This window comes from Serratia sp. NGAS9 (genome assembly GCF_009905295.1).
GTDB classification, from domain to species: domain Bacteria; phylum Pseudomonadota; class Gammaproteobacteria; order Enterobacterales; family Enterobacteriaceae; genus Serratia; species Serratia bockelmannii.
This window is the reverse complement of record NZ_CP047605.1, coordinates 4986456-5010293: the sequence shown is the minus strand read 5'-3', so window position 1 is coordinate 5010293 and position 23838 is coordinate 4986456. Positions and strand designations below refer to the sequence as shown.

The window sequence follows — 23838 nt, the reverse complement described above, 5'->3', positions numbered from 1 at the left end:
CCGTCATGTTACTGAACCCTAAAATATTTGACTAGCGTTTCGGGGCAGCGGTGCTGCCTCTGATAATCAATTCACTGTCCAACAGCCGGGAGCCGCTGGCCACCGTCTGGCCGTTCAACTGCTCCAACAGCAATAACATCGCCTGTTGGCCTATCTGGAAACGCGGCTGCGCCACCGTGGTCAGCGGCGGATCGCAATACTGCGCCAGCTTGAGGTCGTCAAAGCCGACGATCGACAGATCCTGCGGTACCCGCAGCCCCATTTTCTTCGCCTGGGACAGCACGCCGATTGCCATGACATCGCTGTGGCAGAACACCGCCGTCGGCGGTTTCGGCTGAGCCATCAGCTGGGTCAGCGCTTGCGCGCCGGCTTCGTAGGTAAAATCACCCCGGGTAATATAGCTGCTTTCGACGGTAATGCCATTACGACGTAGCGCTTGAACGTAACCCTGTAGCCGATAATGGCTCAGCGGCATCTGTTCCGGCCCGGCGACGCAGGCGATCTGCCGGTGGCCCAGTTGATGCAAATAATGCACGGCTTCAAAGGCGGCGGTCAGGTTGTCGATATGCACCGTCGGCAGTTCCAGCTCGGGCGCGAACTCGTTGGCCATCACCATCGGCGGCAGGTTGCGCTGCTCTTCCTTGCTGGCGTCGAACGGCAGGTTAGAGCCCAGCAGCAGCATGCCGTCGATCTGTTTGGTGATGATCAGATTGACGAAGGTGCGTTCTTGCTGGTTTTGCTGCGCGCAGTCGCCGATCAGCACCAGATAGCCTTGTTGGGCGGCGGTCTGTTCGATCCCCTGGATCACATCGGCGAAAAACGGATCGCAGATGTCGGGCACGATCACCAGGATAGTGCGAGATTCGTTGCGTTTGATATTGCGTGACAGAGCATGAGGAGAATAACCCACGGCCAGCACGGCCTGTTCTACTTTCTGGCGCGTTGGCGTCGACACCTTTTCCGGGTTCATCAGCGCACGCGATACGGTAGCCGTTGAAACGCCCGCCATTTCGGCGACGTCTTTCATGGTCGCCATGGATAACTCTTTCTTGTGTTCCAACGCCTTTCTCCTTGCGTCAGCCCCATGCCGACGCCACTACTGCTGTTTGCTCACAATGTCCGGCATGCGGTGGCGGGATTGTTGTCATTGAGCGCCACTCGCGTTTGGGCACTCCGTCGCGCTGCGATGTGGCGACAAAATTTGCCCTCGCAGACATTCTAAACAGAATACGCCCCGCCTTTGTTACCTAATTTGCATAAAAAATGTGACCTGAGAAGGTTTTTTAGCGTTCGCTCGCAATTTCAAGGGTAAACGTTTGCACTGCCGCAGCTAAATCGGACTTTTCCGGGATCAGCTGTCGATCGGATCGACATCCAGCGTCCATTTCACCTTGCGCGTTTGCGGCAGAGTGCCGATCAGCGGCAGCGAGCTTTTCATCAGCTGTTGCAGGACGCGCCGCGTCGGATGTTGCAGCAACAGCTGCCAGCGGAAACGGCCGCCGCGTTTCGACTGCAGCGCCGGCACCGGGCCCATCACCCACAGCGAGTCGTCCTTCAGCGGGCTGGCTTCCAACAGATTGCGCAGCTGCTGCAAGAACAACGGGGCCTGCTGGTTGTCGTGATCTTCGGCGCGCACGATGATGTGGCTGGTGTAAGGCGGCAGAAACACGCTGTTGCGCTCCGCCAGCGTCTGTTTGGCGAAGGCGTCGTAACCCTGTTGCAGCAGCACCTGCAGCAGCGGGTGCTCCGGGTGGTGGGTTTGCAGCAGCACTTCACCCTGTTTGCCCGCGCGGCCCGCTCGCCCGGAGACCTGGGTATACAGCTGAGCGAAACGCTCGGCGGAGCGGAAGTCGGCGGAGAACAGCGCGCCGTCCACGTCCAGCAACGCCACCAGCGTGACGTCGGGAAAATGGTGGCCTTTGGCGAGCATCTGTGTGCCGATCAGAATGCGCGCTTCGCCGCGATGAATATCCGCCAGGTGCTGCTCCAGCGATCCTTTGCGGCTGGTGGTGTCACGATCGATGCGGGTGATCGGCGTGTCGGGGAACAGCGGCGCCAGCTCATGCTCCAGCTGTTCGGTGCCGACGCCGACCGACACCAGATGGGTGGAGCCGCACTGTGGGCACTGGTGCGGCACCGGTCGCTGGCTGTCGCAGTGGTGGCAGCGCAGCTGGCGCTGATGCTGGTGGAAGGTGTAGTAGTGATCGCAGCGCTGGCACTCGGCGATCCAACCGCACTCGTGGCACAGCAGCGCCGGGGCGTAACCGCGGCGGTTGAGGAACAGCATCACCTGGTTGCCGGCTTTTAAATGGTGCTGCATGCTTTTCAAAAGCGGTTGCGACAGGCCGACCTTCAGCGGCAGCCCTTTCAGATCGATCAGGTGCTGCGCCGCCGGTTTGGCGTTGCCCGCGCGCTGGGTGAGCTTCAACTGGCGATATTTGCCCAGTTGCACGTTGTGCAGCGTTTCCAGTGCCGGCGTGGCGGAGCCCATCACCATCGGGATGTCTTCTTCCCGGGCGCGGAACACCGCCAGATCGCGGGCGTGGTAGCGCCAGCCTTCCTGCTGTTTATAAGAGCTGTCGTGCTCTTCGTCGATGATGATCACGCCCAGCTGCCGGAATGGCGTGAACAGCGCCGAACGGGTACCGATGACGATGGCGGCTTCGCCGCTGCGCGCGCGCAGCCAAACCGCCAGCCGCTCGCTGTCGTTCAGTCCGGAGTGCAGCACGTCCACCGGCGCGTTGAAGCGCTCGCGAAAGCGGGCGATGGTTTGCGGCGTCAGGCCGATTTCCGGCACCAGCACCAGCGCCTGTCGGCCTTTGGCCAGCACGTTTTCCAGCACGCTGAGGTACACCTCGGTCTTGCCGGAGCCGGTCACCCCGGCCAGCAGCCAGGCGGCGAACTGCTCATCCTCGCTTCTGATCGCCCCGACGGCGGTAGCCTGTTCGGTGTTCAGCCGCAGCCGCTCGCCGAGCACCGCGAAGTTGGGGCGCCAGTCGTGCGTATCCGCGACCTGAGCGCGCAGATCGATCAGCCCTTTGGCGCGCAGCGCCTGCAGGGCGCTTTCCGTCAGCTCCAGCTGGCTTACCTGATGGCGATAGACCGGGCGTTGCAGCAGCGCCGCCAGCGCCTGCTGCTGTTTCGGCGCGCGTTTCAGGCTTTCGGGCGGGGTGGCGCGCCCCTCTTCGGTGGCGAACCACTGCCACAGCGGCGCGGCTTCGGCCGGTTTGCCTTGCCGCAGCAGGATCGGCAGCGCGTGAAACAGCACTTCGCCGATGGGGTAGTGATAGTAATCGCTGGCCCAGCGCAGGATGCGCCACAGGCTGGGGGAGAACAGCGACTCGGCGTCTATCACGCTGTCGATCGGTTTGAGCTTGTCCAGCGGCAGTTCGCTGGTGTCGCTGCAGCCGGTGACGATGCCGATCGCATGCTGCCTGCCCCAGGGCACGCCCACGCGCGCGCCGGCCACCGGCTGCATGCCGGGCGGCAGCAGATAGTCGAAGGTGCGGGCGAGGGGGACCGGCAAGGCAACGTGTACGACGGGCATGATCTCATCCAAATTGAAAAAAAGTGGGCATCAGTTTACACGGCGCATCGGCAAATGTACGGTTCCGATTGCGCGCCTCGGCTAATGCTGTATAATTTGCCGCCTTTGGTATAATTCGATACCAAAATTCTATTATCAACCACGTGTGGTGTCTGGCGAAACAGGGCTGGATAGCGACACGGCCTTAACTGAGGTTTCCCATGAAACAAGGTATCCACCCAAAATACGAAGAAGTTACTGCTAACTGCTCTTGCGGTAACGTGATGAAGATCCGCTCCACCGTGGGCCACGATCTGAACCTGGACGTTTGTGGCGCATGCCACCCGTTCTACACTGGCAAGCAGCGTGACGTTGCTACCGGTGGCCGCGTTGACCGCTTCAACAAGCGTTTCAGCGTACCAGGCGCTAAGAAATAAGATTTCTTATCGTCCGATGAAAAAGGCGCCTTGGGCGCCTTTTTTCGTTTCTGCCGCCGGCGTTCGCCGGGCGGTTCTCAATATTCCCAGGTATCGGGATCGACACCCAGTTCGCGCATCAACACTTTTGCGGCTTCCGGGATTTCATCGCTGCGCTCTTTGCGCAGGTCTTCATCGTTCGGCAGCGGCTGGCCGGTAAAGGCATGCAGAAACGCTTCGCACAGCAGTTCGCTGTTGGTGGCGTGGCGCAGGTTGTTCACCTGGCGACGGGTCCGTTCGTCGGTGAGGATTTTCAGGACCTTCAGCGGAATGGATACCGTGATCTTTTTGACTTGCTCGCTTTTTTTACCGTGTTCAGCGTAAGGGCTGACATACTCGCCGTTCCACTCAGCCATGGGACACCTTAACTTTGTCAGAAAAATTACAAAATTCTAAAAACCGGCCAATTATGCCCGATCTTCACTGTTCTCACTAAATAAATGTCAATTTTACGCGACCAGGGTCACTGAATGCCCCGCTTCGGTCAGGCATTGCCGCTTAACATCTTATCGTCATGTCATATCGGCATAATTTTAGCGGGTATTGTGTCATTGCTCAATCTATACGCAAAGAAGTTTAGATGTCCAGATGTATTGACGTCTATCAATCCTGCGATTACTCTTTAGGCCTCATTCACCGAACCGAGAGCCGAGCGAGACCATGACGCGTAAACCAGCCACGATTGCCGTACGCAGCGGCCTGAACGATGACGAACAGTACGGCTGCGTCGTCCCGCCGATTCATCTGTCCAGCACCTATAACTTTACCGACTTCAACCAACCCCGAGCCCATGACTACTCGCGCCGCGGCAACCCGACGCGCGACGTGGTGCAACGTGCGTTGGCGGAGCTGGAAGGCGGCGCCGGCGCGGTGATGACCGGCAGCGGGATGTCGGCGATCCATCTGGTGACCACCGTGCTCCTGAAGCCCGGCGATCTGCTGGTGGCGCCGCACGACTGCTACGGCGGCAGCTATCGGCTGTTCGACAGCCTGAGCAAGCGCGGCGCCTATCGCGTGCTGTTCGTCGATCAGGGTAATGAAGAAGCCTTGCAGCAGGCGCTGGCGCAAAAGCCGAAGCTGGTGCTGATTGAAAGCCCCAGCAATCCGCTGCTGCGGGTGGTGGATATCGCGGCGATCTGCGCCGCCGCGCACGCGGCGGGCGCGTTGACGGTGGTGGACAACACCTTCCTCAGCCCGGCCCTGCAACAACCGATCGAACTCGGTGCCGATCTGGTGGTCCATTCTTGCACCAAATACCTGAATGGGCATTCGGACGTGGTGGCCGGCGCGGTGATTGCCAAAGATCCCGAGCTGGCGGTCGAATTGGCCTGGTGGGCGAACAATATCGGTGTGACCGGCGGCGCGTTCGACAGTTATCTGCTGCTGCGCGGCATGCGCACACTGTCGCCGCGTATCAAGGCGGCGCAGCAAAACGCCGAAGCGATTGTCGGTTATTTACAGCAGCAACCGCTGGTGAAAAAGCTGTATCATCCCTCCCTGCCGGAAAATCCGGGGCATGAGATCGCCCGCCGGCAGCAGCGTGGTTTCGGCGCGATGCTGAGTTTTGAACTGGACGGCGATGAAGCGGTGCTGCGCCGTTTTCTCTCTGCCCTTGAGCTGTTTACTCTGGCAGAATCGCTGGGCGGCGTAGAAAGCCTGATCTCGCATGCAGCGACCATGACCCACGCCGGCATGGCGGCGGAGGCGCGGGCAGCGGCCGGCATCTCCGAGAGCCTGCTGCGCATTTCCGTGGGTATTGAAGACAGTGAAGATTTGATTGCCGATCTGGAACGCGCTTTCCAGGCGGCGGCAACGAGGTAAGCATGAATGCAATTGCTGTAGCAGGGCCGGTGAGCGGGCGTCAACTGCACAAGTTTGGCGGCAGCAGTCTGGCGGATGTGAAGTGTTATCTGCGTGTGGCCGGGATTATGGCGGAATACAGCCAGCCGGGCGACATGATGGTGGTATCGGCCGCCGGCAGTACCACCAACCAGTTGATCAACTGGCTGAAGCTCAGCCAGAGCGATCGCCTGTCTGCGCACCAGGTGCAGCAGACGTTGCGTCGTTATCACAGCGATCTTATCAGCGGCCTGTTGCCGCCGGAAAGCGCAGAGCCGCTGATCGCCGAGTTCATTCAGGATCTGGAACGTCTGGCGGTGCTGCTGGACGGTAAAGCTGACGAGGTGTGCTATGCCGAAGTGGTCGGGCACGGCGAGATCTGGTCGGCGCGCCTGATGGCGGCGGTGCTCAACCACCTGGATATGCAGGCGGCCTGGCTGGATGCGCGTGATTTCCTGCGCGCCGAACGCGCCGCGCAGCCGCAGGTGGATGAAGGCCGTTCTTATCCGCTGCTGCAGCAATTGTTGGCTCAACATCCGGGCAAGCGCCTGGTGGTGACCGGCTTCATTTCGCGCAACGACGCCGGGGAAACCGTGCTGTTGGGGCGCAATGGCAGTGATTACTCCGCCACTCAGGTCGGCGCGCTGGCCGGCGCTGCGCGCGTCACCATCTGGAGCGACGTGGCCGGGGTATACAGCGCCGACCCGCGCAAGGTGAAAGACGCCTGCCTGCTGCCGCTGCTGCGCCTGGACGAAGCCAGCGAGCTGGCGCGTCTGGCTGCGCCGGTGTTGCACACCCGTACCCTGCAGCCGGTCTCCGGCAGCGATATCGATCTTCAGCTGCGCTGCAGCTACCAGCCGGAGCAGGGCTCGACGCGCATCGAGCGCGTATTGGCGTCCGGCACCGGCGCCAAGATTGTCACCAGCCACGATGACGTGTGCCTGATTGAGCTGCACGTCGCCGCTCAGCATGACTTCAAACTGGCGCAGAAAGAGTTGGATCTGGTGCTCAAACGCGCGCAGATCAAACCGCTGGCGGTGGGCATCCATCCTGACCGCAATCGGGTGCAGCTGTGCTACACCTCCGAGGTGGTCAACAGCGCACTGGCGATCCTGCAGGCCTCGGCGCTGCCAGGCGAGCTGCACCTGCGCGAAGGGTTGGCGCTGGTGGCGATGGTCGGCGCCGGGGTGTGCAAGAACCCGCTGCACAGCCACCGTTTCTATCAGCAGCTGAAAGATCAGCCGGTCGAGTTTATCTGGCAGGCGGAAGATGGCATCAGCCTGGTGGCGGTATTGCGCCAGGGGCCGACCGCGCTGCTGATCCAGGGGCTGCACCAAAGCCTGTTCCGCGCCGAGAAGCGCATCGGTCTGGTGCTGTTCGGCAAGGGCAATATCGGGTCGCGCTGGCTGGAGCTGTTCGCTCGTGAGCAGACCAATATCTCCGCGCGCAGCGGCTTCGAATTTATCCTGGCGGGGGTGGTGGACAGCCGCCGCAGCCTGCTGAACTATGACGGGCTGGACGCCAGCCGCGCGCTGGCATTCTTTGAGGACGAAGCGCAGGAGCTGGATGAAGAATCGCTGTTCCTGTGGATGCGCGCGCACCCGTTCGACGATTTGGTGGTGCTCGACGTGACCGCCAGCGAAGAGCTGGCCGGGCAGTATCTGGATTTCGCCAGCTACGGTTTCCACGTGATCAGCGCCAACAAGTTGGCGGGGGCCTCGTGCAGCGACAGCTATCGCCAAATACGCGACGCCTTCGCCAAAACCGGCCGCCACTGGCTGTATAACGCTACCGTCGGTGCCGGCCTGCCGGTCAACCACACGGTGCGCGATCTGCGCGACAGCGGCGACAGCATTCTGGCGATCAGCGGCATCTTCTCCGGCACGCTTTCCTGGCTGTTCCTGCAGTATGACGGCACGGTGCCGTTCACCGAGCTGGTGGATCAGGCCTGGCAGCAGGGGCTGACCGAACCGGATCCGCGGGTCGATCTCTCCGGCCAGGACGTGATGCGCAAGCTGGTGATCCTGGCGCGCGAGGCGGGCTACGACATCGAGCCGAACCAGGTGCGGGTCGAGTCGCTGGTGCCGGCGGGCTGCGAGCTGGGCTCCGTCGATCAGTTCTTCGAGAACGGTGAGGCGCTGAATCAGCAGATGCAGCAGCGCTTTGAGGCCGCCAGCGAAATGGGCCTGGTGCTGCGTCACGTGGCGCGTTTCGACGCCAACGGCAAGGCGCGGGTCGGCGTGGAAGCGGTGCGCCCTGAGCATCCTCTGGCCTCGCTGCTGCCGTGCGACAACGTGTTTGCCATCGAAAGCCGCTGGTATCGCGATAATCCGCTGGTGATCCGCGGGCCGGGCGCCGGCCGCGACGTGACCGCCGGCGCGATCCAGTCAGACCTTAACCGGTTGGCACAGCTGCTTTAATCCTCTGCGGGCGCGGGCTCACCGCGCCCCTTTGCTTTTCCTGCCATACTAATCCCTGCCGCCGTCATGAAATTCTCTCGTTGAGCGGGTGAGGATTAATCATCTTATTCCCCTCATTTTCCTGTTGACTCTTTAGCCAACATGCGGCATTTTCTATCTAGACGTCTAAACGTATAGACGCTCATCAAGATGAAATAAAAACAGTGATCGATAAAGAGGTGAGCAGGGTATGAGTTTTTTCCACGCAAACCAGCGGGAAGCGCTGAATCAGAGTCTGGCGGAGTTGAACGGCCAGATTAACGTATCATTCGAGTTCTTCCCGCCACGCACCAGCGAGATGGAAGAGACCCTGTGGCAGTCGATCGATCGTCTGAGCATCCTCAAACCTAAATTCGTTTCCGTCACCTACGGCGCCAATTCTGGCGAGCGCGATCGCACCCACAGCATCATCAAGGGGATCAAGGAGCGCACCGGCCTGGAGGCGGCGCCGCACCTGACCTGCATCGACGCCAGCCCGGCGCAGCTGCGCGACATTGCGACCGATTACTGGAACAGCGGCATCCGCCATATCGTGGCGCTGCGCGGCGATCTGCCGCCGGGCGGCGGCAAGCCGGACATGTACGCGACCGATCTGGTGGCGTTGCTGAAAGACGTGGGTGACTTCGACATTTCCGTCGCCGCCTACCCGGAAGTGCACCCGGAGGCGAAAAGCGCCCAGGCCGATTTGATTAACCTGAAACGCAAGATCGATGCCGGCGCCAGTCGCGCCATTACCCAGTTCTTCTTCGACGTTGAGAGCTATCTGCGCTTTCGCGACCGCTGCGTTGCCGCCGGCATCGACGTGGAAATCGTGCCGGGCATTCTGCCGGTGTCCAACTTCAAGCAGCTGCAGCGCTTCGCCACCATGACCAACGTGCGGGTGCCAAGCTGGATGACCAGCATGTTCGAAGGGCTGGACGACGATGCGGAGACCCGCAAAATGGTCGGCGCCAACATCGCCATGGACATGGTGAAGATCCTGAGCCGCGAAGGGGTGAAAGATTTCCACTTCTATACGCTGAACCGTGCAGAGATGAGCTACGCGATCTGCCACACGCTGGGCGTGCGCCCGGTGGCCGCCGCCTGACAGGCTTGTTCCATTGAAAAGGGCGTCGCTTTACCGCGGCGCCCTTTTTTTGTGGGGGAAAGGCATAAAAAAACGGCCCCGATAAACGGGGCCGCGATGAGGCTCACTAGCCGGTGTTGCGCATCCCGGCGGCGACGCCGGCGATGGTAACCATCAGCGCCTGCTCGACGCGGGCGTCCGGCTGTTCCTGCTGGCGCGAGCGGTGCAGCAATTCGGCCTGCAAGACGTTCAGCGGGTCGGTGTAAACGTTGCGCAGCGCGATGGATTCGGCGATCCACGGCAGGTCTTCCATCAGGTGCGCATCGTTGGCGATGGTCAGCACCACCTTGATGTCGCTTTCCAGCTGATCGCGCAGCTGTTGACCCAGCGGCCACAGTGCTTTATCCACCAGGCGCTGATCGTAGTATTCCGCCAGCCACAGGTCGGCTTTGGCGAACACCATTTCCAGCATGGCGATGCGGGTGGAGAAGAACGGCCAGTCGCGACACATCGCTTCCAGCTCCGCCTGTTTGCCGGCTTTCACCGCTTCCTGCAATCCGGCGCCGGCGCCGAGCCAGGCCGGCAGCATCAGGCGGTTCTGCGTCCAGGCGAAGATCCACGGAATGGCGCGCAGGCTCTCTACGCCGCCGTTCGGCTTGCGCTTGGCCGGGCGTGAACCCAGCGGCAGTTTGCCCAGCTCCAGCTCCGGCGTGGCCGCGCGGAAGTAAGGCACAAAGTCCGGGTTTTCACGCACGTAGCCGCGATACATCCGGCAAGAGGTCTCGGACAGATCGTCCATCAGCGCCCGCCATTCTTTCTTCGGTTCCGGCGGCGGCAGCAGGTTGGCCTCGAGGATCGCGCCGGCATACAGCGCCAGGCTGCTGATGGTGACTTCCGGCAGGCCGAACTTGAAGCGGATCATCTCGCCCTGTTCGGTGACGCGCAGGCCGCCCTTCAAGCTGCCCGGCGGCTGAGACAGCAGAGCCGCATGCGCTGGTGCGCCGCCGCGGCCGATGGAGCCGCCGCGGCCGTGGAACAGCGTCAGCGCTACGCCAGCCTTTTCACAGGTTTTGATCAGCGCGTCCTGCGCGCGGTACTGCGCCCAGGAAGCGGCCATCACACCGGCGTCTTTCGCCGAGTCGGAATAGCCGATCATCACCATCTGTTTGCCCTGGATGAAGCCGCGATACCAGTCGATGTTCAGCAACTGGGTCATCACGTCGTCGGCGTTGTTCAGGTCGTCGAGGGTTTCGAACAGCGGGGCGACCGGCAGCGCGAACGGGCAGCCGGCCTCTTTCAGCAGCAGGTGCACCGCCAACACGTCGGAAGGCGTGCGCGCCATCGAAATCACGTAGGCGGCGATCGAACCCTGCGGCGCTTCGGCGATCACCCGGCAGGTTTCCAGCACTTCCTGCGTATCGGCGCTCGGTTGCCATTTCAGCGGCACCAGCGGGCGTTTGGAGTTCAGTTCGCGGATCAGGAACGCCTGCTTATCGGCTTCCGACCAGCTTTCATAATCGCCCAGCCCCAGATAGCGGGTCAGCTCGGCGATGGCTTCGGTATGGCGGGTGCTTTCCTGGCGCACGTCGATACGCACCAGCGGCACGCCGAAGCAGCGCACGCGGCGCAGGGTATCCAGCAGTTGACCATTGGCGATGATGCCCATGCCGCAGGCCTGCAGCGACTGGTAGCAGGCATACAGCGGCTCCCACAACTGCTCGTTGTTCACCAGCAGGTCGTGCGGTTTCAGCACGCGCTCGCCCTTCAGGCGACCTTCCAGATAGGCCTGGGAGCTCATCAGCTGGCTGCGCAGCTGCTTCATGATTTCGCGGTACGGTTCCTGCACTTCGTCACCGCCGGCGCGGGCGCGCAGCTCCGGGGTGCACTCGGTCATCGACAGCTCGGAGACCAGTACCTGAATATCGCGGGTGAACAGGTCGCAGGCTTTCCAGCGGCTGAGCAGCAGCACATGGCGGGTAATTTCGGCGGTGACGTTCGGGTTGCCGTCGCGATCGCCGCCCATCCAGGAAGTGAAGCGCACCGGCACCGCTTCTACCGGCAGGCTGTAATCGATGGAGTTTTCCAGCTGTTCGTTGAATTCGCGCAGGAACGCCGGCACGCCTTCCCACAGGCTGTTTTCCACGACGGCAAAACCCCATTTGGCTTCGTCGATCGGAGAAGGGCGGTGTTTGCGAATTTCATCGGTGTGCCACGACTGGGCTACCAGCTGACGCAGGCGGCGCATGATCTTGTTGCGCTCGTAGTCGGCCAGATCGTTGTGATCGAGCTGGCTGAGGCAGGTGTTGACCTCCACCAGCTTGTGGATCAGGGTGCGGCGGGTGATCTCCGTCGGGTGCGCCGTCAGCACCAGCTCGATGGAGAGTTGCGACACCGCGTGCTGCAGCTCTTTGTCGCTGAGCTTTTTGTCTTTGAGGCGGCTGAACAGTTGAGCCAGCGCTTCCGGATTGCTGGCGGCTTCGCCGTTGGGCGAAATGCTGTGGTACTGCTCGGCGACGTTGGTCAGGTTGAGGAACTGGCTGAAGGCGCGCGCCACCGGCAGCAGCTCGTCGTTGGACAGGTTCTGCAGGGTGGAGAGCAGCTCCTGGCGATGCGCTTCGTTGCCGGCGCGTGAGGATTTGGAAAGCTTACGGATGGTCTCAACGCGATCGAGAATATGCTCGCCCAGCGCTTCTTTGATGGTATCGCCGAGCAATTTGCCGAGCATACTGACATTACTGCGCATTGCCGAATATTGTTCGTTCATATAACCCCTGACCCAGTTCTGTATGATTTTTATCTTGTAAATAAATTTCACGCGTCAGGCGCAGACCGCCTGCCTGATCACATCGCGTTCCTGTCCAATCGTCAATTGACACTATTTTTAGCAAAAAAACATCAAAATCGGCGCATTTTCTGAAATTTAATTACGCCGCGTGGGTTATCAGCGTGGCTTATTTCGCTGCCTTCTACTTATTTTGAGTTAGGGGAAGCATAAAGCATTTCCCCTGCTAAATGTCTGGTTTATTGCTGGCAAAAGTGATTGATCAGCTGGCCCAACAGTTTGCGCGTCGGTTCGATAAACGCGGTGTCGATGTATTCGTCCGGCTGGTGGGCCTGATCGATGGAACCGGGGCCGAGCACCAACGTCGGGCAGACCTGCTGAACGAACGGCGCTTCGGTGCAGTAGTTGACTACCTGCGTGCGGGTGCCCAGCAGTTCCTCGATCACTGCCACCATGCGGTGGTCGGTCGGGCATTCGTAGCCCGGTACCGACGCGTGCAGCTCTTCGATGGTCAGGCGGCCCGGCCAGCGTTGGCTCACCGGCTCCAATGCCTGATGCATCAGTTCGTTGATGTTGTCGAGCGTCATGCCGGGCAGCGGGCGGATATCCAGGTGCAGCTCGCAGCAGGCGCAGATGCGGTTGGCCGCGTCGCCGCCGCTGATATGGCCGAAGTTCATGGTGGGATAAGGCACGGCGAACGCCGGGTTGTTGTAGCGCTCCTGCAGGGTTTTGCGCAGCTCCATCAGGCGGCCGATGGACTCGTGCATCAGATCGATGGCGTTGACGCCGCGTGCCGGATCGCTGGAGTGGCCGGACTGGCCGACGATGCGAATGGCGTTGGCCATGTGGCCCTTGTGTGCGCGCACCGGCTGCAGCGAGGTCGGCTCACCGATGATGGCGAAATCTGGACGAATGGCGGTAGAGGCGGCGAAGTAACGCGCGCCGGCCATCGTCGTTTCTTCATCTGCGGTGGCTAAAATGTACAGCGGCTTGGTCAATTTGCTCGCGTCGATATCGCGCACCGCATCCAGAATAAAGGCGAAGAAGCCTTTCATGTCGGCGGTGCCTAGCCCGTAGAGCTTGTTGTCGTGCTCGGTCAGGGTGAAGGGATCGCGCGTCCAGCGGCCTTCGTCGTAAGGCACCGTATCGGTGTGGCCGGCCAGCAACAGGCCACCGCTGCCTTCGCCGATGCTGGCCAGCAGGTTGAATTTGTGGCGCGACTCCGGCACCGGCTGTACGTCGACGCGAAAGCCCAGGTCGGCAAACCATCCGGCCAGCAAGTTGATTAACGCCTCATTGCTCTGATCGAGGCCGGCATCGGTGGCGCTGATTGACGGAGTGGCGATCAACGCCCGGTACAGCTCAATAAATGGAGGTAATTTCATCTTCACTGTTGACAGCCTTTGGTTAGGATAGTATCAATATTCATGCATTTATTTTGAATAAAAATACAGTAAGCCGACGCGTAAGGGAACCCGATACCCGGATGTTTATAAAAGCATCAACGCCTGGCTCCGTGGGTGAACGGCGCAACAACGCTGGCTAGCCCTGTTACCTGGATCGCAAGCTACCGCACGTCAGTTTAGAAGGTGAAAGGCCACATGTTGAATACGCTGATCGTTGGTGCCAGCGGTTACGCCGGAGCGGAGCTCACGGCTTACCTGAATCGCCACCCACACATGAACATAACCGCTTTAGCGGTTTCAGCGCAAAGTGCAGATGCAGGAAAGTTGCTTTCCGATCTCCATCCCCAGTTGAAAGGCATCGTCGATCTGCCGCTGCAACCGTTGACCGACGTTGCCAAGGCGGCGCAGGGCATCGACGTGGTGTTCCTCGCCACCGCCCATGAAGTCAGCCACGATATCGCACCGGCCTTCCTGGCGGCGGGCTGCGTGGTGTTCGATCTGTCCGGCGCCTTCCGCGTGCAGGACGCCGGTTTTTATAGCCAGTACTACGGTTTCGAGCATCAGCATGGCGCCCTGCTGGAGCAGGCGGTGTACGGCCTGGCGGAGTGGCAGAGCGACAAGATCAAACAGGCGCAGCTGATCGCGGTGCCGGGCTGTTACCCGACGGCGGCGCAGCTGGCGCTGAAACCGCTGATCGAAAAACAGTTGCTGAATCTGGATCAGTGGCCGGTGATCAACGCCACCAGCGGCGTTAGCGGCGCCGGTCGCAAGGCCAGCATGACCACCAGCTTCTGCGAAGTGAGCCTGCAGCCGTACGGTATTTTCACTCACCGGCACCAGCCGGAGATCGCCGCGCACCTGGGCGTGCCGGTTATCTTTACGCCGCACCTGGGCAACTTCCCGCGCGGCATCCTTGAAACCATCACCTGCCGCCTGAAAGCCGGCGTGACCGCGCAGGACGTCGCGGCCGCCTATCATGCCGCCTATGACGACAAGCCGCTGGTGCGGTTGTACGACCAGGGCGTGCCGGCGCTGAAAGCGGTGGTGGGGTTGCCGTTCTGCGATATCGGTTTTGCGGTGCAGGGCGAGCATCTGATCGCCGTCGCGGTGGAAGACAACCTGCTGAAAGGCGCGGCGGCGCAGGCGGTGCAATGCCTGAATATCCGTTTCGGCTTCCCGGAAACCCAGTCACTCCTTTAAACCAGCGTGAGTAAACAGCAATGAACCCGTTAATTATCAAGTTAGGTGGCGTGTTATTAGACAGTGAAGAAGCGCTGGAGCGTCTGTTTACCGCGCTGGACAGCTACCGCCAGCAGCATCAGCGTCCGCTGGTGATCGTGCACGGCGGCGGCTGCGTGGTGGACGAACTGATGAAGCAGCTCGCTTTGCCGGTGGTGAAAAAGAACGGACTGCGGGTTACGCCGGCCGATCAGATCGACATCATCACCGGCGCGCTGGCCGGCACCGCCAACAAAACGCTGCTGGCGTGGGCGATTAAACATCAAATCAACGCCGTCGGCCTGAGCCTGGCGGACGGCGGCAGCGCGGTCGTGACCCCGCTCGATCCGGCATTGGGCCACGTCGGCAACGCGCAGCCCGGTTCGCCCGCGCTGCTCAATACCCTGCTGGGCGCCGGCTACCTGCCGGTTATCAGCTCCATCGGCATCACCGCCGAAGGGCAGTTAATGAACGTGAACGCCGATCAGGCGGCGACGGCGCTGGCGGCGACGCTGGGGGCGGACCTGATCCTGCTGTCGGACGTCAGCGGCATCCTCGACGGCAAGGGGCAACGCATTGCGGAAATGACGGCGCAAAAAGCGGAACAACTGATCGCGCAAGGCATCATCACCGATGGTATGGTGGTGAAGGTGAATGCGGCGCTCGACGCCGCCCGCACCCTCGGCCGCCCGGTGGATATCGCCAGCTGGCGCCATGCCGATCAGCTTCCTGCTTTGTTTAACGGCGTGTCGATTGGCACCCGGATCCTCGCTTAATTTTAGAATTAGAAAGGAATAGATCATGCAAAACCAAGGCATCAAAAAAATCGTTCTGGCGTACTCCGGCGGCCTGGATACCTCGGCCATCATTCCATGGCTGAAAGAGAACTACGGCGGCTGTGAAGTGGTGGCGTTCGTGGCGGACATCGGCCAGGAGCGCAGCGATCTGGAAGGCGTGGAGCAAAAAGCCCTGCAGTCCGGTGCCTCTGAATGTCACGTGGTCGATCTGCGTGAAGAATTTATCCGCGATTACGTTTATCCGGTGCTACAGACCGGCGCCCTGTACGAGGGCAGCTACCTGCTGGGTACCTCGATGGCGCGGCCGATCATCGCCAAGGCGCAGGTCGAGCTGGCGTTGAAAGTGGGCGCCGATGCGCTGTGCCACGGCGCGACCGGCAAAGGCAACGACCAGGTGCGTTTCGAGACCACCTACACCGCGCTGGCGCCGCAGCTGAAAGTGGTGGCGCCGTGGCGCGAGTGGAACCTGCGTTCCCGTGAAGCGCTGCTGGATTACCTGAAAGAGCGCAACATCCCGACCACCGCGTCGCTGGAGAAAATCTACAGCCGCGATGAGAACGCCTGGCACATCTCCACCGAAGGCGGCGTGCTGGAAAGCCCGTGGAATGCGCCGAACAAAGATTGTTGGGTATGGACCGTCGATCCGCAGGAAGCGCCGGATCAGCCTGAGCAGGTGACCGTCACCGTTGAGAAAGGCCGCGTCGTGGCGGTTAACGGGAAAGCGCTGTCGCCGTACCAGTGCCTGGAAACCTTGAACGCGCTGGGCGCCAAACACGGCGTCGGCCGGATCGACATCGTGGAAAACCGCCTGGTGGGCATCAAATCCCGCGGCTGTTATGAAACCCCAGGGGGCACCATCATGGTGGCGGCGCTGCGCGCCGTCGAGCAGCTGGTGCTGGATCGCGACAGCTTCAAATGGCGCGAGCAGCTGGGCCTGGAGATGTCCTATGTGGTGTACGACGGCCGTTGGTTCGCGCCGCTGCGCCGCTCGCTGCAGGCCTCTGCCGAAGCATTGGCTGAAGAGGTGAACGGTGACGTGGTGCTGCAGCTGTACAAAGGCCAGGTGACGGCGACCCAGAAAAAATCCGCCAACAGCCTGTACTCCGAAGAGTTCGCCACCTTCGGCGAAGACGAAGTTTACGATCACAGCCACGCGGGCGGCTTTATCCGCCTGTTCTCTCTGTCTTCACGCATCCGCGCGTTGAACGAGAAAAAGAATAAATAACCGATTGGCGTGACTCTGCAAGGGCGCAGCATGCTGCGCCCTTTCGCATAAAAATTCAGGAGTAAAGGTATGGCACTTTGGGGCGGACGGTTCACTCAGGCGGCGGATCAGCGGTTCAAGCAACTCAATGATTCGCTGCGGTTCGATTATCGCCTGGCGGAGCAGGATATCGTGGGCTCGGTGGCCTGGTCGAAGGCGCTGGTGACCGTTAACGTGTTGACGGCAACGGAGCAACAGCAGCTGGAGCAGGCGCTGAATGCCTTGCTGGCGGAAGTCCAGGCCGATCCTTTGGCGATCGTCCAAAGCGATGCCGAAGACATCCACAGCTGGGTGGAGCAGAAGCTGATCGAGAAGGTCGGCGATTTGGGCAAGAAGCTGCACACTGGCCGCAGCCGCAACGATCAGGTCGCGACCGATCTGAAGCTGTGGTGCAAACAGCAGATCGGCGATCTGCATCAGGCGATCGTCCAGCTGCAGCAGGCGCTGGTGGAGACCGCCGAAGCCAATCAGGATGCGGTGATGCCGGGGTATACCCACCTGCAACGCGCGCAGCCGGTGACTTTCGCGCACTGGTGCCTGGCCTATGTCGAGATGCTGGCGCGCGATGAGAGCCGACTGCAGGATACCCTGAAACGGCTGGACGTCAGCCCGCTGGGCAGCGGCGCGCTGGCCGGCACTGCGTATCCTATCGATCGCGAGCAACTGGCCGGCTGGCTGGGCTTCGCCTCGGCGACCCGCAACAGCCTGGACAGCGTATCCGATCGCGATCACGTGCTGGAGTTGCTGTCCAACGCCGCCATCAGCATGGTGCACCTGTCGCGCTTCGCCGAAGATCTGATCTTCTTCAACAGCGGCGAAGCGGCGTTTGTCGAGCTGTCTGACCGCGTGACCTCCGGCTCTTCGCTGATGCCGCAGAAGAAAAACCCGGACGCGCTGGAGCTGATCCGCGGCAAGTGCGGCCGCGTACAGGGCGCGCTGACCGGCATGATGATGACGCTGAAAGGCCTGCCGCTGGCGTACAACAAAGACATGCAGGAAGACAAAGAAGGGCTGTTCGACGCGCTCGACACCTGGATGGACTGCCTGCAGATGGCGGCGCTGGTGCTGGACGGCATTCAGGTGAAGCGCCCGCGCTGTCAGGAAGCGGCGGAGCAGGGCTATGCCAACGCCACCGAGCTGGCGGATTACCTGGTCGCCAAGGGCGTGCCGTTCCGCGAAGCGCACCATATCGTCGGTGAGGCGGTGGTAGAGGCGATTCGCCAGGGCAAACCGCTGGAAGCGCTGCCGCTGGCGGATTTGCAGCAGTTCAGCGCGACGATTGGCGACGACGTCTATCCGATCCTGGCGTTGCAATCTTGCCTGGACAAACGTGCGGCCAAAGGCGGCGTCGCGCCGCAGCAGGTGGCCGCGGCAATCGCCGCAGCGAAACAGCGTTTAGCTTGAGGACGATAAGGGCGGCCTGGTGCCGCCCTTGCACCTCTACCCCGCCAGGCGTGCGCACAGATAACGGTTCAGGCTCACGCCTTCCTCCATCGCGCCGATCGCCAGCCGGCGATGCTGTTCCGGCGTCATGCGTAACACTAGTTTTCCGCTGAAGTTCTTTTCCGCCAGCGCCTGCGGCGGCGTTTCACCTTGCGCCAGCATGTCGGCGATCGTTTCGCTCACGACTTTTTCGATACCCTCCAGTGCGCCGGTACGCGTGGCGGCCAGCCAGGACAGCGAGGGGAATTCGGCGCACAGCCCGACATATTCACGATCTTCCGCTGACCAGGTGATGCGATAGGTATAGTGTTCATGCTTTTCCATGTTCTTCCTCCATTCTGGCCAGTGCGGCGATGACCTGCTTAACCTGATATGCCTTGGCCGCGCCGTTGTTGCCGCGTTGGATATTGATGCGCGGATCGCCTGGCCAGGGCATGCGATAAACGTGATGGCTGCTACCGTTTATGCGCGGCGGCCCAAACCATCGCACGCAGACTTTCGCTAACTCGGCGAATTTGATGCTGTTCTGCCGCTGTTGCAAATCAGCGATGTCATCCCTGATCTCGTTCATGCCGCCTCCATTTTAGTATCGTTATTGGTATCACTTCAATGCCAAAGCATAAAAAATGAGCGCGGGCGGGCCGTGAGGCAAGCGGAGGGAGGAAATTGTGGAAAGTGCTGCGCAAAAAAACCGGGCCTGAAGGCCCGGTGGATATAAACGGAGAATAAGAGGTTACTCACCCGGACAGCGCTGGCAGCGCTCGATTTCGGCCGTGCCGAGTTTGAGCTTCGCCTGCAGATCGCGCAGCGCGGTGCGCAAGCCTTCTTCGATCACCGGATGATAGAACGGCATGTCCAGCATCTGATCGACGGTCACCTGCTGTTGGTGCGCCCAGGCTAACAGGTGCGCAATGTGTTCGGCGTCGGGGCCGATCATTTCCGCGCCGAGGAAACGGCCGGTGCCTTGCTCGCCGTAGACGTGCAAAATGCCCTTATTGCGCAGCATCACCCGCGAGCGGCCCTGATTCTCAAACGAGACTTTGCCCACTTCAAAGCAGCCGCAGGCGCTGAACTTCTCGCTCAGCTCGCGGAAAGTCGAGCCGACCATGGCGATCTGCGGATCGGAGAACACCACCGAAATCGCGCTGCGGCGCAGACCTGGATTGATCTCCGGGAAGCTGCCGGCGTTGGCGCCGGCGATGCGCGCCTGATCGCTGGCCTCGTGCAACAGCGGCAGCTGGTTGCTGGCGTCGCCGGCGATAAAGATATGCGGCACGCTGGTTTGCATCGTCAGGCGGTCGGCCAGCGGCACGCCTCGAGCGTCGAGCTGCAGGTCGGTGTTTTCGAGACCCAGCCGATCGACGTTGGGGCGGCGGCCGGTGGCGGCCAGCACGTAGTCCACCAGGATCTCCTGCGACTGGCCCTGCAGATCCTGATAGCGGATAAATACGCGGTCGCCTTCGCGCTGCATCATCTCCACTTTCACGTCGGCGTCGAGGTAGAACTCTTCTCCCAACGCCTTCGCAGCGTAATCGCGCACGGCGCTGTCGGTCAGCGGCCCGACGGCGCCGCCGATGCCGAAGACCTTGGTGTCGACGCCGAGGCGGTGCAGCGCTTGCCCCAGCTCCAGCCCGATGACGCCGGGGCCGAATACCGCCACGGACTGCGGCAAGTCATCCCAGTTGAACAGATCGTCGTTGACGATCAGGCGATCGCCCAGTTCGTTCCACGGCGCCGGCCAGCTGGGGCGAGAGCCGGTGGCGATCACGATGCGCTGCGCCACGATGCGCGTATGGTCATCGACCTGCAGCGTGTTGTCGTCGATAAAGCGGGCATAGCCCTGAATTTTGTCGGCGGCCGGGATCTCGTCCACGCCTTCCAGCACGAAGCCGACGAAACGATCGCGTTCGCGTTTGACGCGCGCCATCACCTCGCGTCCGTCGATACGCGTTTTGCCGGTTGGGTGCACGCCAAAGCCCGGCGCACGTTCGATTTGATGCACCGCTTCGGCGGCGGCGATCAATAATTTGGATGGCATGCAGCCAACGCGCGCACAGGTGGTGCCGTAAGGCCCGCCTTCAATCATCACCACGCTGGGGGTAGACAGTTTGGCCGCGCGATAGGCGCCGAGCCCTGCGGTGCCGCCGCCGATGACCGCAACATCAACGTTCAACAGTTTCATATCCGCTCCTGAAAGGTAAAAAAAGGGCGGGCCGTAGCCCGCCAAAGTTCACGTTGGCTTTGTTATTACTTATTAAGCTGACAGGAAAGTTTCCAGATCGTCGCTGCCGCCAATGTGACGGCCGCCGATGAACACCTGCGGCACCGTGGCGCGGCCGCTGACGGCGCGCAGGCTAACGGTGGTGGCGTCTTTGCCCAGGACGATCTCTTCATACTGAATGCCGCGCTCTTGCAGCATCTGTTTGGCTTTGGCGCAGAATGGGCAACCCGGTTTGGTGAACAGGGAGACCGATTCCTGCACTTTGAATTCCGGCGCCAGGTATTTCAGCATGGTGTCGGCGTCGGACACTTCAAACGGGTCGCCCGGCTTGTTCGGCTCGACGAACATTTTCTCGACCACGCCGTTGCGCACCAGCATCGAGTAGCGCCATGAACGAGGGCCAAAGCCCAGGTCCGCTTTCTCGACCAGCATGTTCATGCCTTTGGTGAATTCACCGTTGCCGTCCGGCACGAAGGTGATGTTTTCCGCATGTTGGTCGGCTTTCCAGGCGTTCATCACGAAGGTGTCGTTCACGGAGACGCAAAGAATGCTGTCGACGCCGTGCTGCTTGAATACGCTGGACAGTTCGTTGTAGCGCGGCAGGTGGCTCGAAGAACAGGTCGGCGTGAACGCGCCCGGCAGCGAGAAAACAATGACGGTTTTGTTTTTGAACAGGTCATCAGTGGTCACATCAATCCATTGGTCGCCCTGACGGGTGTGGAAAGTAACCTGAGGAACTTTCTTGCCTTCTTGACTGGTAAACATTGATTAACCCCTTAATTAGGAAAAGTAATTTTTAGCATTTAGCGCGATATCGCTTCGTTGGGACACATTATTGTCGCTGGGGCTTGATAGATCTAATCGCTCATTGCTATCTTATCTATCGCCATGAGCTATCATGGAATGGAGGGAAACAATGAATATTCGTGATTTAGAGTATCTGGTCGCCTTGGCCGAGCACCGGCACTTCCGCCGCGCGGCCGATTCATGCCATGTAAGCCAACCCACGCTGAGCGGGCAGATCCGCAAGCTGGAAGACGAGTTGGGCGTCATGCTGCTCGAACGCACCAGCCGCAAGGTACTGTTCACCCAGGCGGGCCTGTTGCTGGTGGAGCAGGCGCGTACCGTGCTGCGCGAAGTGAAAGTGTTGAAGGAGATGGCCAGCCAGCAGGGCGAGGCCATGTCCGGGCCGCTGCACATCGGTCTGATCCCGACCGTGGGGCCTTATCTGCTGCCGCAGATCATCCCGACGCTGCACAAAACCTTCCCGAAACTGGAAATGTACCTGCACGAAGCGCAAACCCACCAACTGCTGGCGCAACTCGACAGCGGCAAGCTGGACTGCGCCATTCTGGCGCTGGTGAAGGAAACCGAGGCGTTTATCGAAGTGCCTCTGTTCGATGAACCGATGAAGCTGGCGGTGTATTCCGATCACCCGTGGGCGCAGCGCGAGCGCGTGGCGATGCCGGATTTGGCGGGAGAAAAGCTGCTGATGCTGGAAGATGGCCACTGCCTGCGCGATCAGGCGATGGGCTTCTGCTTCCAGGCGGGCGCGGACGAGGATACCCACTTCCGCGCCACCAGTCTGGAAACGCTGCGCAATATGGTCGCGGCCGGCAGCGGCATTACCCTGCTGCCGTCCCTGGCGGTGCCGCCGCAGCGCGAGCGCGATGGCGTCTGCTATCTGGATTGCTACAAGCCGGAGCCGAAGCGCACCATCGCGTTGGTGTATCGCCCCGGTTCCCCACTGCGCAGCCGTTATGAGCAGTTGGCCGAAGCGATCCGCGAGCACATGCAGGGCTACATCGACAACGCGTTAAAACAGGCGGTTTAAGCCGTTAAGCGCTGCCACCCGGTAGGCTTCGGCCATGGTCGGATAGTTGAAGGTCGTATTAACGAAATACTCGATAGTATTGCCTTCACCTTTCTGTTCCATGATCGCCTGACCGATGTGGATGATCTCCGCCGCACGTTCGCCGAAGCAGTGGATCCCGAGGATCTGCAGGGTGTCGCGATGGAACAGGATCTTCAGGCTGCCGACGTTCATCCCGGCTATCTGCGCGCGCGCCAGATGTTTGAACTGGGCGCGGCCCACTTCATACGGCACCTTCATCGCCGTCAGTTCCTGCTCGGTTTTGCCGACGGAGCTGATTTCCGGAATGGTGTAGATGCCGGTCGGGATATCTTCGATTAAGTGACCGCTGGCTTCACCGGAGGCGATCGCCTGCGCGGCGATGCGGCCCTGATCGTAGGCGGCGGAAGCCAGACTCGGATAGCCGATGACGTCACCGACCGCATAAATGTGCGACAGCGCGGTTTGATACATGCTGTTCACTTTCAGCAGCCCGCGGCTGTCCGACTCCAGGCCGACGTTCTCCAACCCTAACGAATCGGTGTTACCGGTACGGCCGTTGGCGTACAGCAGGCAGTCCGCTTTCACCTTCTTGCCGGACTTCAGGTGCACGATCACGCCGTCTTCGGTGCCTTCGATCTTCTCGAATTCTTCGTTGTGGCGGATCACCACGCCGTTGTTCCAGAAGTGGTAAGAGAGCGAATCCGACATCTCCTGATCGAGGAACGCCAGCAGACGATCGCGGGTGTTGATCAGATCGACCTTGACGTTCAGGCCGCGGAAGATGGACGCATACTCGCAGCCGATCACCCCGGCGCCGTAAATGATCACGTGGCGTGGCTCATGGCTCAGCTCGAGAATGGAATCGCTGTCGTAGATGCGCGGATGGTTGAAATCGACGCTGGCCGGATGGTAAGGACGCGAGCCGCAGGCGATCACGATGTGATCGGCGCGGATGGTGTCCTGGGTGCCGTCCATGTAGCTGACGCTGACGGTGTTGGCGTCGATGAAGCGCGCGTCGCCGGCGAACAGTTTGCACTGGTTCCGCTCATAGAACCCTTGGCGCATTCGGGTCTGCTGGCTGATGACGTTATCGGCGTGGCGTAAAATGTCAGGGAAGGTCGCGCTGAGCGTGCGCGAGTTGTTGTAAAGCGGGTTCTGGTTGAATTCGATAATGCGGCTGACGGCGTGGCGGAGGGCTTTGGAAGGGATGGTGCCCCAGTGGGTACATCCGCCGCCTACGTTATTGTACCGTTCGATAACGGCCACGCGGGCGCCTTGTTTCACCAGCCCCATGGCGGCACCTTCACCACCAGGGCCCGAGCCAATCACAATGGCATCAAATTGATAGTGCTGTTGCATGTAGGAGAGACCTGTTTTTTTATACAAGATTACAACGGTATCTTAACATCATAGCGCTGCTCACCCAATCACCATTAGGCTTTTTGAGTCAAAGCACAATCGGCTCAGGGCGGAAGTGTGATAGAGC

At 60.8% G+C, this 23838-nt stretch carries 19 protein-coding genes; 9 read left to right on the top strand and 10 right to left on the bottom strand.

The genetic code is table 11. The annotated features are described in order from the left end of the window. Positions 1-31: 31 nt before the first annotated feature. Both cytR and priA read right to left on the bottom strand, forming a co-directional pair. On the bottom strand, positions 32-1060 hold the full coding sequence (gene cytR / locus GUC32_RS23715; RefSeq protein ID WP_025304661.1) for a DNA-binding transcriptional regulator CytR: 1029 nt from the start codon (positions 1058-1060) through the stop codon (positions 32-34). 291 nt (positions 1061-1351) lie between these two features. Next, positions 1352-3547 carry a primosomal protein N' gene (gene priA / locus GUC32_RS23710; protein ID WP_049205326.1) on the bottom strand — a complete coding sequence of 732 codons (2196 nt, stop codon included), beginning with the start codon at positions 3545-3547 and terminating at the stop codon, positions 1352-1354. 200 nt (positions 3548-3747) lie between these two features. Here priA and rpmE point away from each other — a divergent pair, with 200 nt between their 5' ends. Continuing rightward, on the top strand, positions 3748-3963 hold the full coding sequence (gene rpmE / locus GUC32_RS23705) for a 50S ribosomal protein L31 (RefSeq protein ID WP_004931078.1): 216 nt from the start codon (positions 3748-3750) through the stop codon (positions 3961-3963). A 77-nt stretch (positions 3964-4040) separates the two neighbouring features. On the opposite strand, the gene metJ is transcribed toward rpmE, so the two are convergent. After that, entirely contained in the window at positions 4041-4358 is a 318-nt protein-coding gene (metJ, locus tag GUC32_RS23700) for a met regulon transcriptional regulator MetJ (protein ID WP_006317756.1), read from the bottom strand. A 304-nt stretch (positions 4359-4662) separates the two neighbouring features. Between metJ and metB the strand changes: the two genes are divergently transcribed. The 3 genes from metB (at position 4663) to metF (ending at position 9387) form a co-directional block, all read left to right on the top strand. Continuing rightward, positions 4663-5823: a cystathionine gamma-synthase gene (gene metB / locus GUC32_RS23695; RefSeq protein ID WP_060448501.1), complete on the top strand. Its 1161-nt coding sequence runs from the start codon at positions 4663-4665 to the stop codon at positions 5821-5823. 2 nt (positions 5824-5825) lie between these two features. Then, positions 5826-8261 carry a bifunctional aspartate kinase/homoserine dehydrogenase II gene (locus GUC32_RS23690; protein ID WP_043140969.1) on the top strand — a complete coding sequence of 812 codons (2436 nt, stop codon included), beginning with the start codon at positions 5826-5828 and terminating at the stop codon, positions 8259-8261. 229 nt (positions 8262-8490) lie between these two features. Next, positions 8491-9387, top strand: coding sequence for a methylenetetrahydrofolate reductase (gene metF / locus GUC32_RS23685; RefSeq protein ID WP_004931071.1), 897 nt, complete (start codon positions 8491-8493; stop codon positions 9385-9387). Positions 9388-9493: 106 nt separating this feature from the next. Here metF and ppc read toward each other — a convergent pair whose 3' ends face one another. Together ppc and argE are read right to left on the bottom strand one after the other, a co-directional pair. Beyond that, positions 9494-12130 carry a phosphoenolpyruvate carboxylase gene (ppc, locus tag GUC32_RS23680; RefSeq protein WP_025304657.1) on the bottom strand — a complete coding sequence of 879 codons (2637 nt, stop codon included), beginning with the start codon at positions 12128-12130 and terminating at the stop codon, positions 9494-9496. A gap of 257 nt (positions 12131-12387) precedes the next feature. Beyond that, positions 12388-13533, bottom strand: a complete 1146-nt coding sequence (gene argE, locus GUC32_RS23675; RefSeq protein WP_038630012.1) for an acetylornithine deacetylase — start codon at positions 13531-13533, stop codon at positions 12388-12390. A 216-nt stretch (positions 13534-13749) separates the two neighbouring features. Between argE and argC the strand changes: the two genes are divergently transcribed. The 4 genes from argC to argH all read left to right on the top strand — a co-directional run bounded on the left by argC (position 13750) and on the right by argH (position 18237). Further along, positions 13750-14754: an N-acetyl-gamma-glutamyl-phosphate reductase gene (gene argC / locus GUC32_RS23670; protein ID WP_025304655.1), complete on the top strand. Its 1005-nt coding sequence runs from the start codon at positions 13750-13752 to the stop codon at positions 14752-14754. 20 nt (positions 14755-14774) lie between these two features. After that, entirely contained in the window at positions 14775-15548 is a 774-nt protein-coding gene (argB, locus tag GUC32_RS23665) for an acetylglutamate kinase (RefSeq protein ID WP_016929723.1), read from the top strand. Between the two features lie 25 nt (positions 15549-15573). Next, a complete protein-coding gene (locus tag GUC32_RS23660; RefSeq protein ID WP_301481086.1) occupies positions 15574-16794 on the top strand; it encodes an argininosuccinate synthase in 1221 nt (406 codons plus the stop codon). A gap of 69 nt (positions 16795-16863) precedes the next feature. After that, the gene (argH, locus tag GUC32_RS23655) at positions 16864-18237 is read left to right on the top strand and encodes an argininosuccinate lyase (protein WP_025304654.1); all 1374 of its coding nucleotides are present in this window, start codon (positions 16864-16866) and stop codon (positions 18235-18237) included. Between the two features lie 36 nt (positions 18238-18273). On the opposite strand, the gene GUC32_RS23650 is transcribed toward argH, so the two are convergent. From GUC32_RS23650 to GUC32_RS23635, 4 genes are all read right to left on the bottom strand, one after another. Next, positions 18274-18600, bottom strand: coding sequence for a type II toxin-antitoxin system HicB family antitoxin (locus GUC32_RS23650; protein ID WP_019452249.1), 327 nt, complete (start codon positions 18598-18600; stop codon positions 18274-18276). Beyond that, on the bottom strand, positions 18587-18847 hold the full coding sequence (locus tag GUC32_RS23645; protein WP_025304653.1) for a hypothetical protein: 261 nt from the start codon (positions 18845-18847) through the stop codon (positions 18587-18589). The genes GUC32_RS23650 and GUC32_RS23645 overlap by 14 nt, the downstream gene beginning before the upstream one ends. Positions 18848-19009: 162 nt before the next feature. Then, positions 19010-20458 carry a dihydrolipoyl dehydrogenase gene (locus GUC32_RS23640; RefSeq protein WP_369435468.1) on the bottom strand — a complete coding sequence of 483 codons (1449 nt, stop codon included), beginning with the start codon at positions 20456-20458 and terminating at the stop codon, positions 19010-19012. Between the two features lie 72 nt (positions 20459-20530). Then, positions 20531-21262: a glutathione peroxidase gene (locus tag GUC32_RS23635; protein ID WP_015379403.1), complete on the bottom strand. Its 732-nt coding sequence runs from the start codon at positions 21260-21262 to the stop codon at positions 20531-20533. 151 nt (positions 21263-21413) lie between these two features. Between GUC32_RS23635 and oxyR the strand changes: the two genes are divergently transcribed. Continuing rightward, positions 21414-22331 (top strand): DNA-binding transcriptional regulator OxyR, encoded by a 918-nt coding sequence (gene oxyR, locus GUC32_RS23630; RefSeq protein WP_025304651.1) that lies wholly within the window; start codon positions 21414-21416, stop codon positions 22329-22331. Here oxyR and sthA read toward each other — a convergent pair. Further along, positions 22314-23711 carry a Si-specific NAD(P)(+) transhydrogenase gene (gene sthA / locus GUC32_RS23625; protein ID WP_004931047.1) on the bottom strand — a complete coding sequence of 466 codons (1398 nt, stop codon included), beginning with the start codon at positions 23709-23711 and terminating at the stop codon, positions 22314-22316. The genes oxyR and sthA overlap by 18 nt on opposite strands. Between the last annotated feature and the right edge of the window lie 127 nt (positions 23712-23838).

Excerpts from the sequence above, each read along its gene's own strand:
- priA (WP_049205326.1), bottom strand. The coding sequence starts at position 3,547 with ATGCCCGTCGTACACGTTGCCTTGCCGGTCCCCCTCGCCCGCACCTTC.
- rpmE (WP_004931078.1), top strand. The coding sequence starts at position 3,748 with ATGAAACAAGGTATCCACCCAAAATACGAAGAAGTTACTGCTAACTGC.
- metJ (WP_006317756.1), bottom strand. The coding sequence starts at position 4,358 with ATGGCTGAGTGGAACGGCGAGTATGTCAGCCCTTACGCTGAACACGGT.
- metB (WP_060448501.1), top strand. The coding sequence starts at position 4,663 with ATGACGCGTAAACCAGCCACGATTGCCGTACGCAGCGGCCTGAACGAT.
- GUC32_RS23690 (WP_043140969.1), top strand. The coding sequence starts at position 5,826 with ATGAATGCAATTGCTGTAGCAGGGCCGGTGAGCGGGCGTCAACTGCAC.
- metF (WP_004931071.1), top strand. The coding sequence starts at position 8,491 with ATGAGTTTTTTCCACGCAAACCAGCGGGAAGCGCTGAATCAGAGTCTG.
- ppc (WP_025304657.1), bottom strand. The coding sequence starts at position 12,130 with ATGAACGAACAATATTCGGCAATGCGCAGTAATGTCAGTATGCTCGGC.
- argE (WP_038630012.1), bottom strand. The coding sequence starts at position 13,533 with ATGAAATTACCTCCATTTATTGAGCTGTACCGGGCGTTGATCGCCACT.
- argC (WP_025304655.1), top strand. The coding sequence starts at position 13,750 with ATGTTGAATACGCTGATCGTTGGTGCCAGCGGTTACGCCGGAGCGGAG.
- argB (WP_016929723.1), top strand. The coding sequence starts at position 14,775 with ATGAACCCGTTAATTATCAAGTTAGGTGGCGTGTTATTAGACAGTGAA.
- GUC32_RS23660 (WP_301481086.1), top strand. The coding sequence starts at position 15,574 with ATGCAAAACCAAGGCATCAAAAAAATCGTTCTGGCGTACTCCGGCGGC.
- argH (WP_025304654.1), top strand. The coding sequence starts at position 16,864 with ATGGCACTTTGGGGCGGACGGTTCACTCAGGCGGCGGATCAGCGGTTC.
- GUC32_RS23650 (WP_019452249.1), bottom strand. The coding sequence starts at position 18,600 with ATGGAAAAGCATGAACACTATACCTATCGCATCACCTGGTCAGCGGAA.
- GUC32_RS23645 (WP_025304653.1), bottom strand. The coding sequence starts at position 18,847 with ATGAACGAGATCAGGGATGACATCGCTGATTTGCAACAGCGGCAGAAC.
- GUC32_RS23640 (WP_369435468.1), bottom strand. The coding sequence starts at position 20,458 with ATGAAACTGTTGAACGTTGATGTTGCGGTCATCGGCGGCGGCACCGCA.
- GUC32_RS23635 (WP_015379403.1), bottom strand. The coding sequence starts at position 21,262 with ATGTTTACCAGTCAAGAAGGCAAGAAAGTTCCTCAGGTTACTTTCCAC.
- oxyR (WP_025304651.1), top strand. The coding sequence starts at position 21,414 with ATGAATATTCGTGATTTAGAGTATCTGGTCGCCTTGGCCGAGCACCGG.
- sthA (WP_004931047.1), bottom strand. The coding sequence starts at position 23,711 with ATGCAACAGCACTATCAATTTGATGCCATTGTGATTGGCTCGGGCCCT.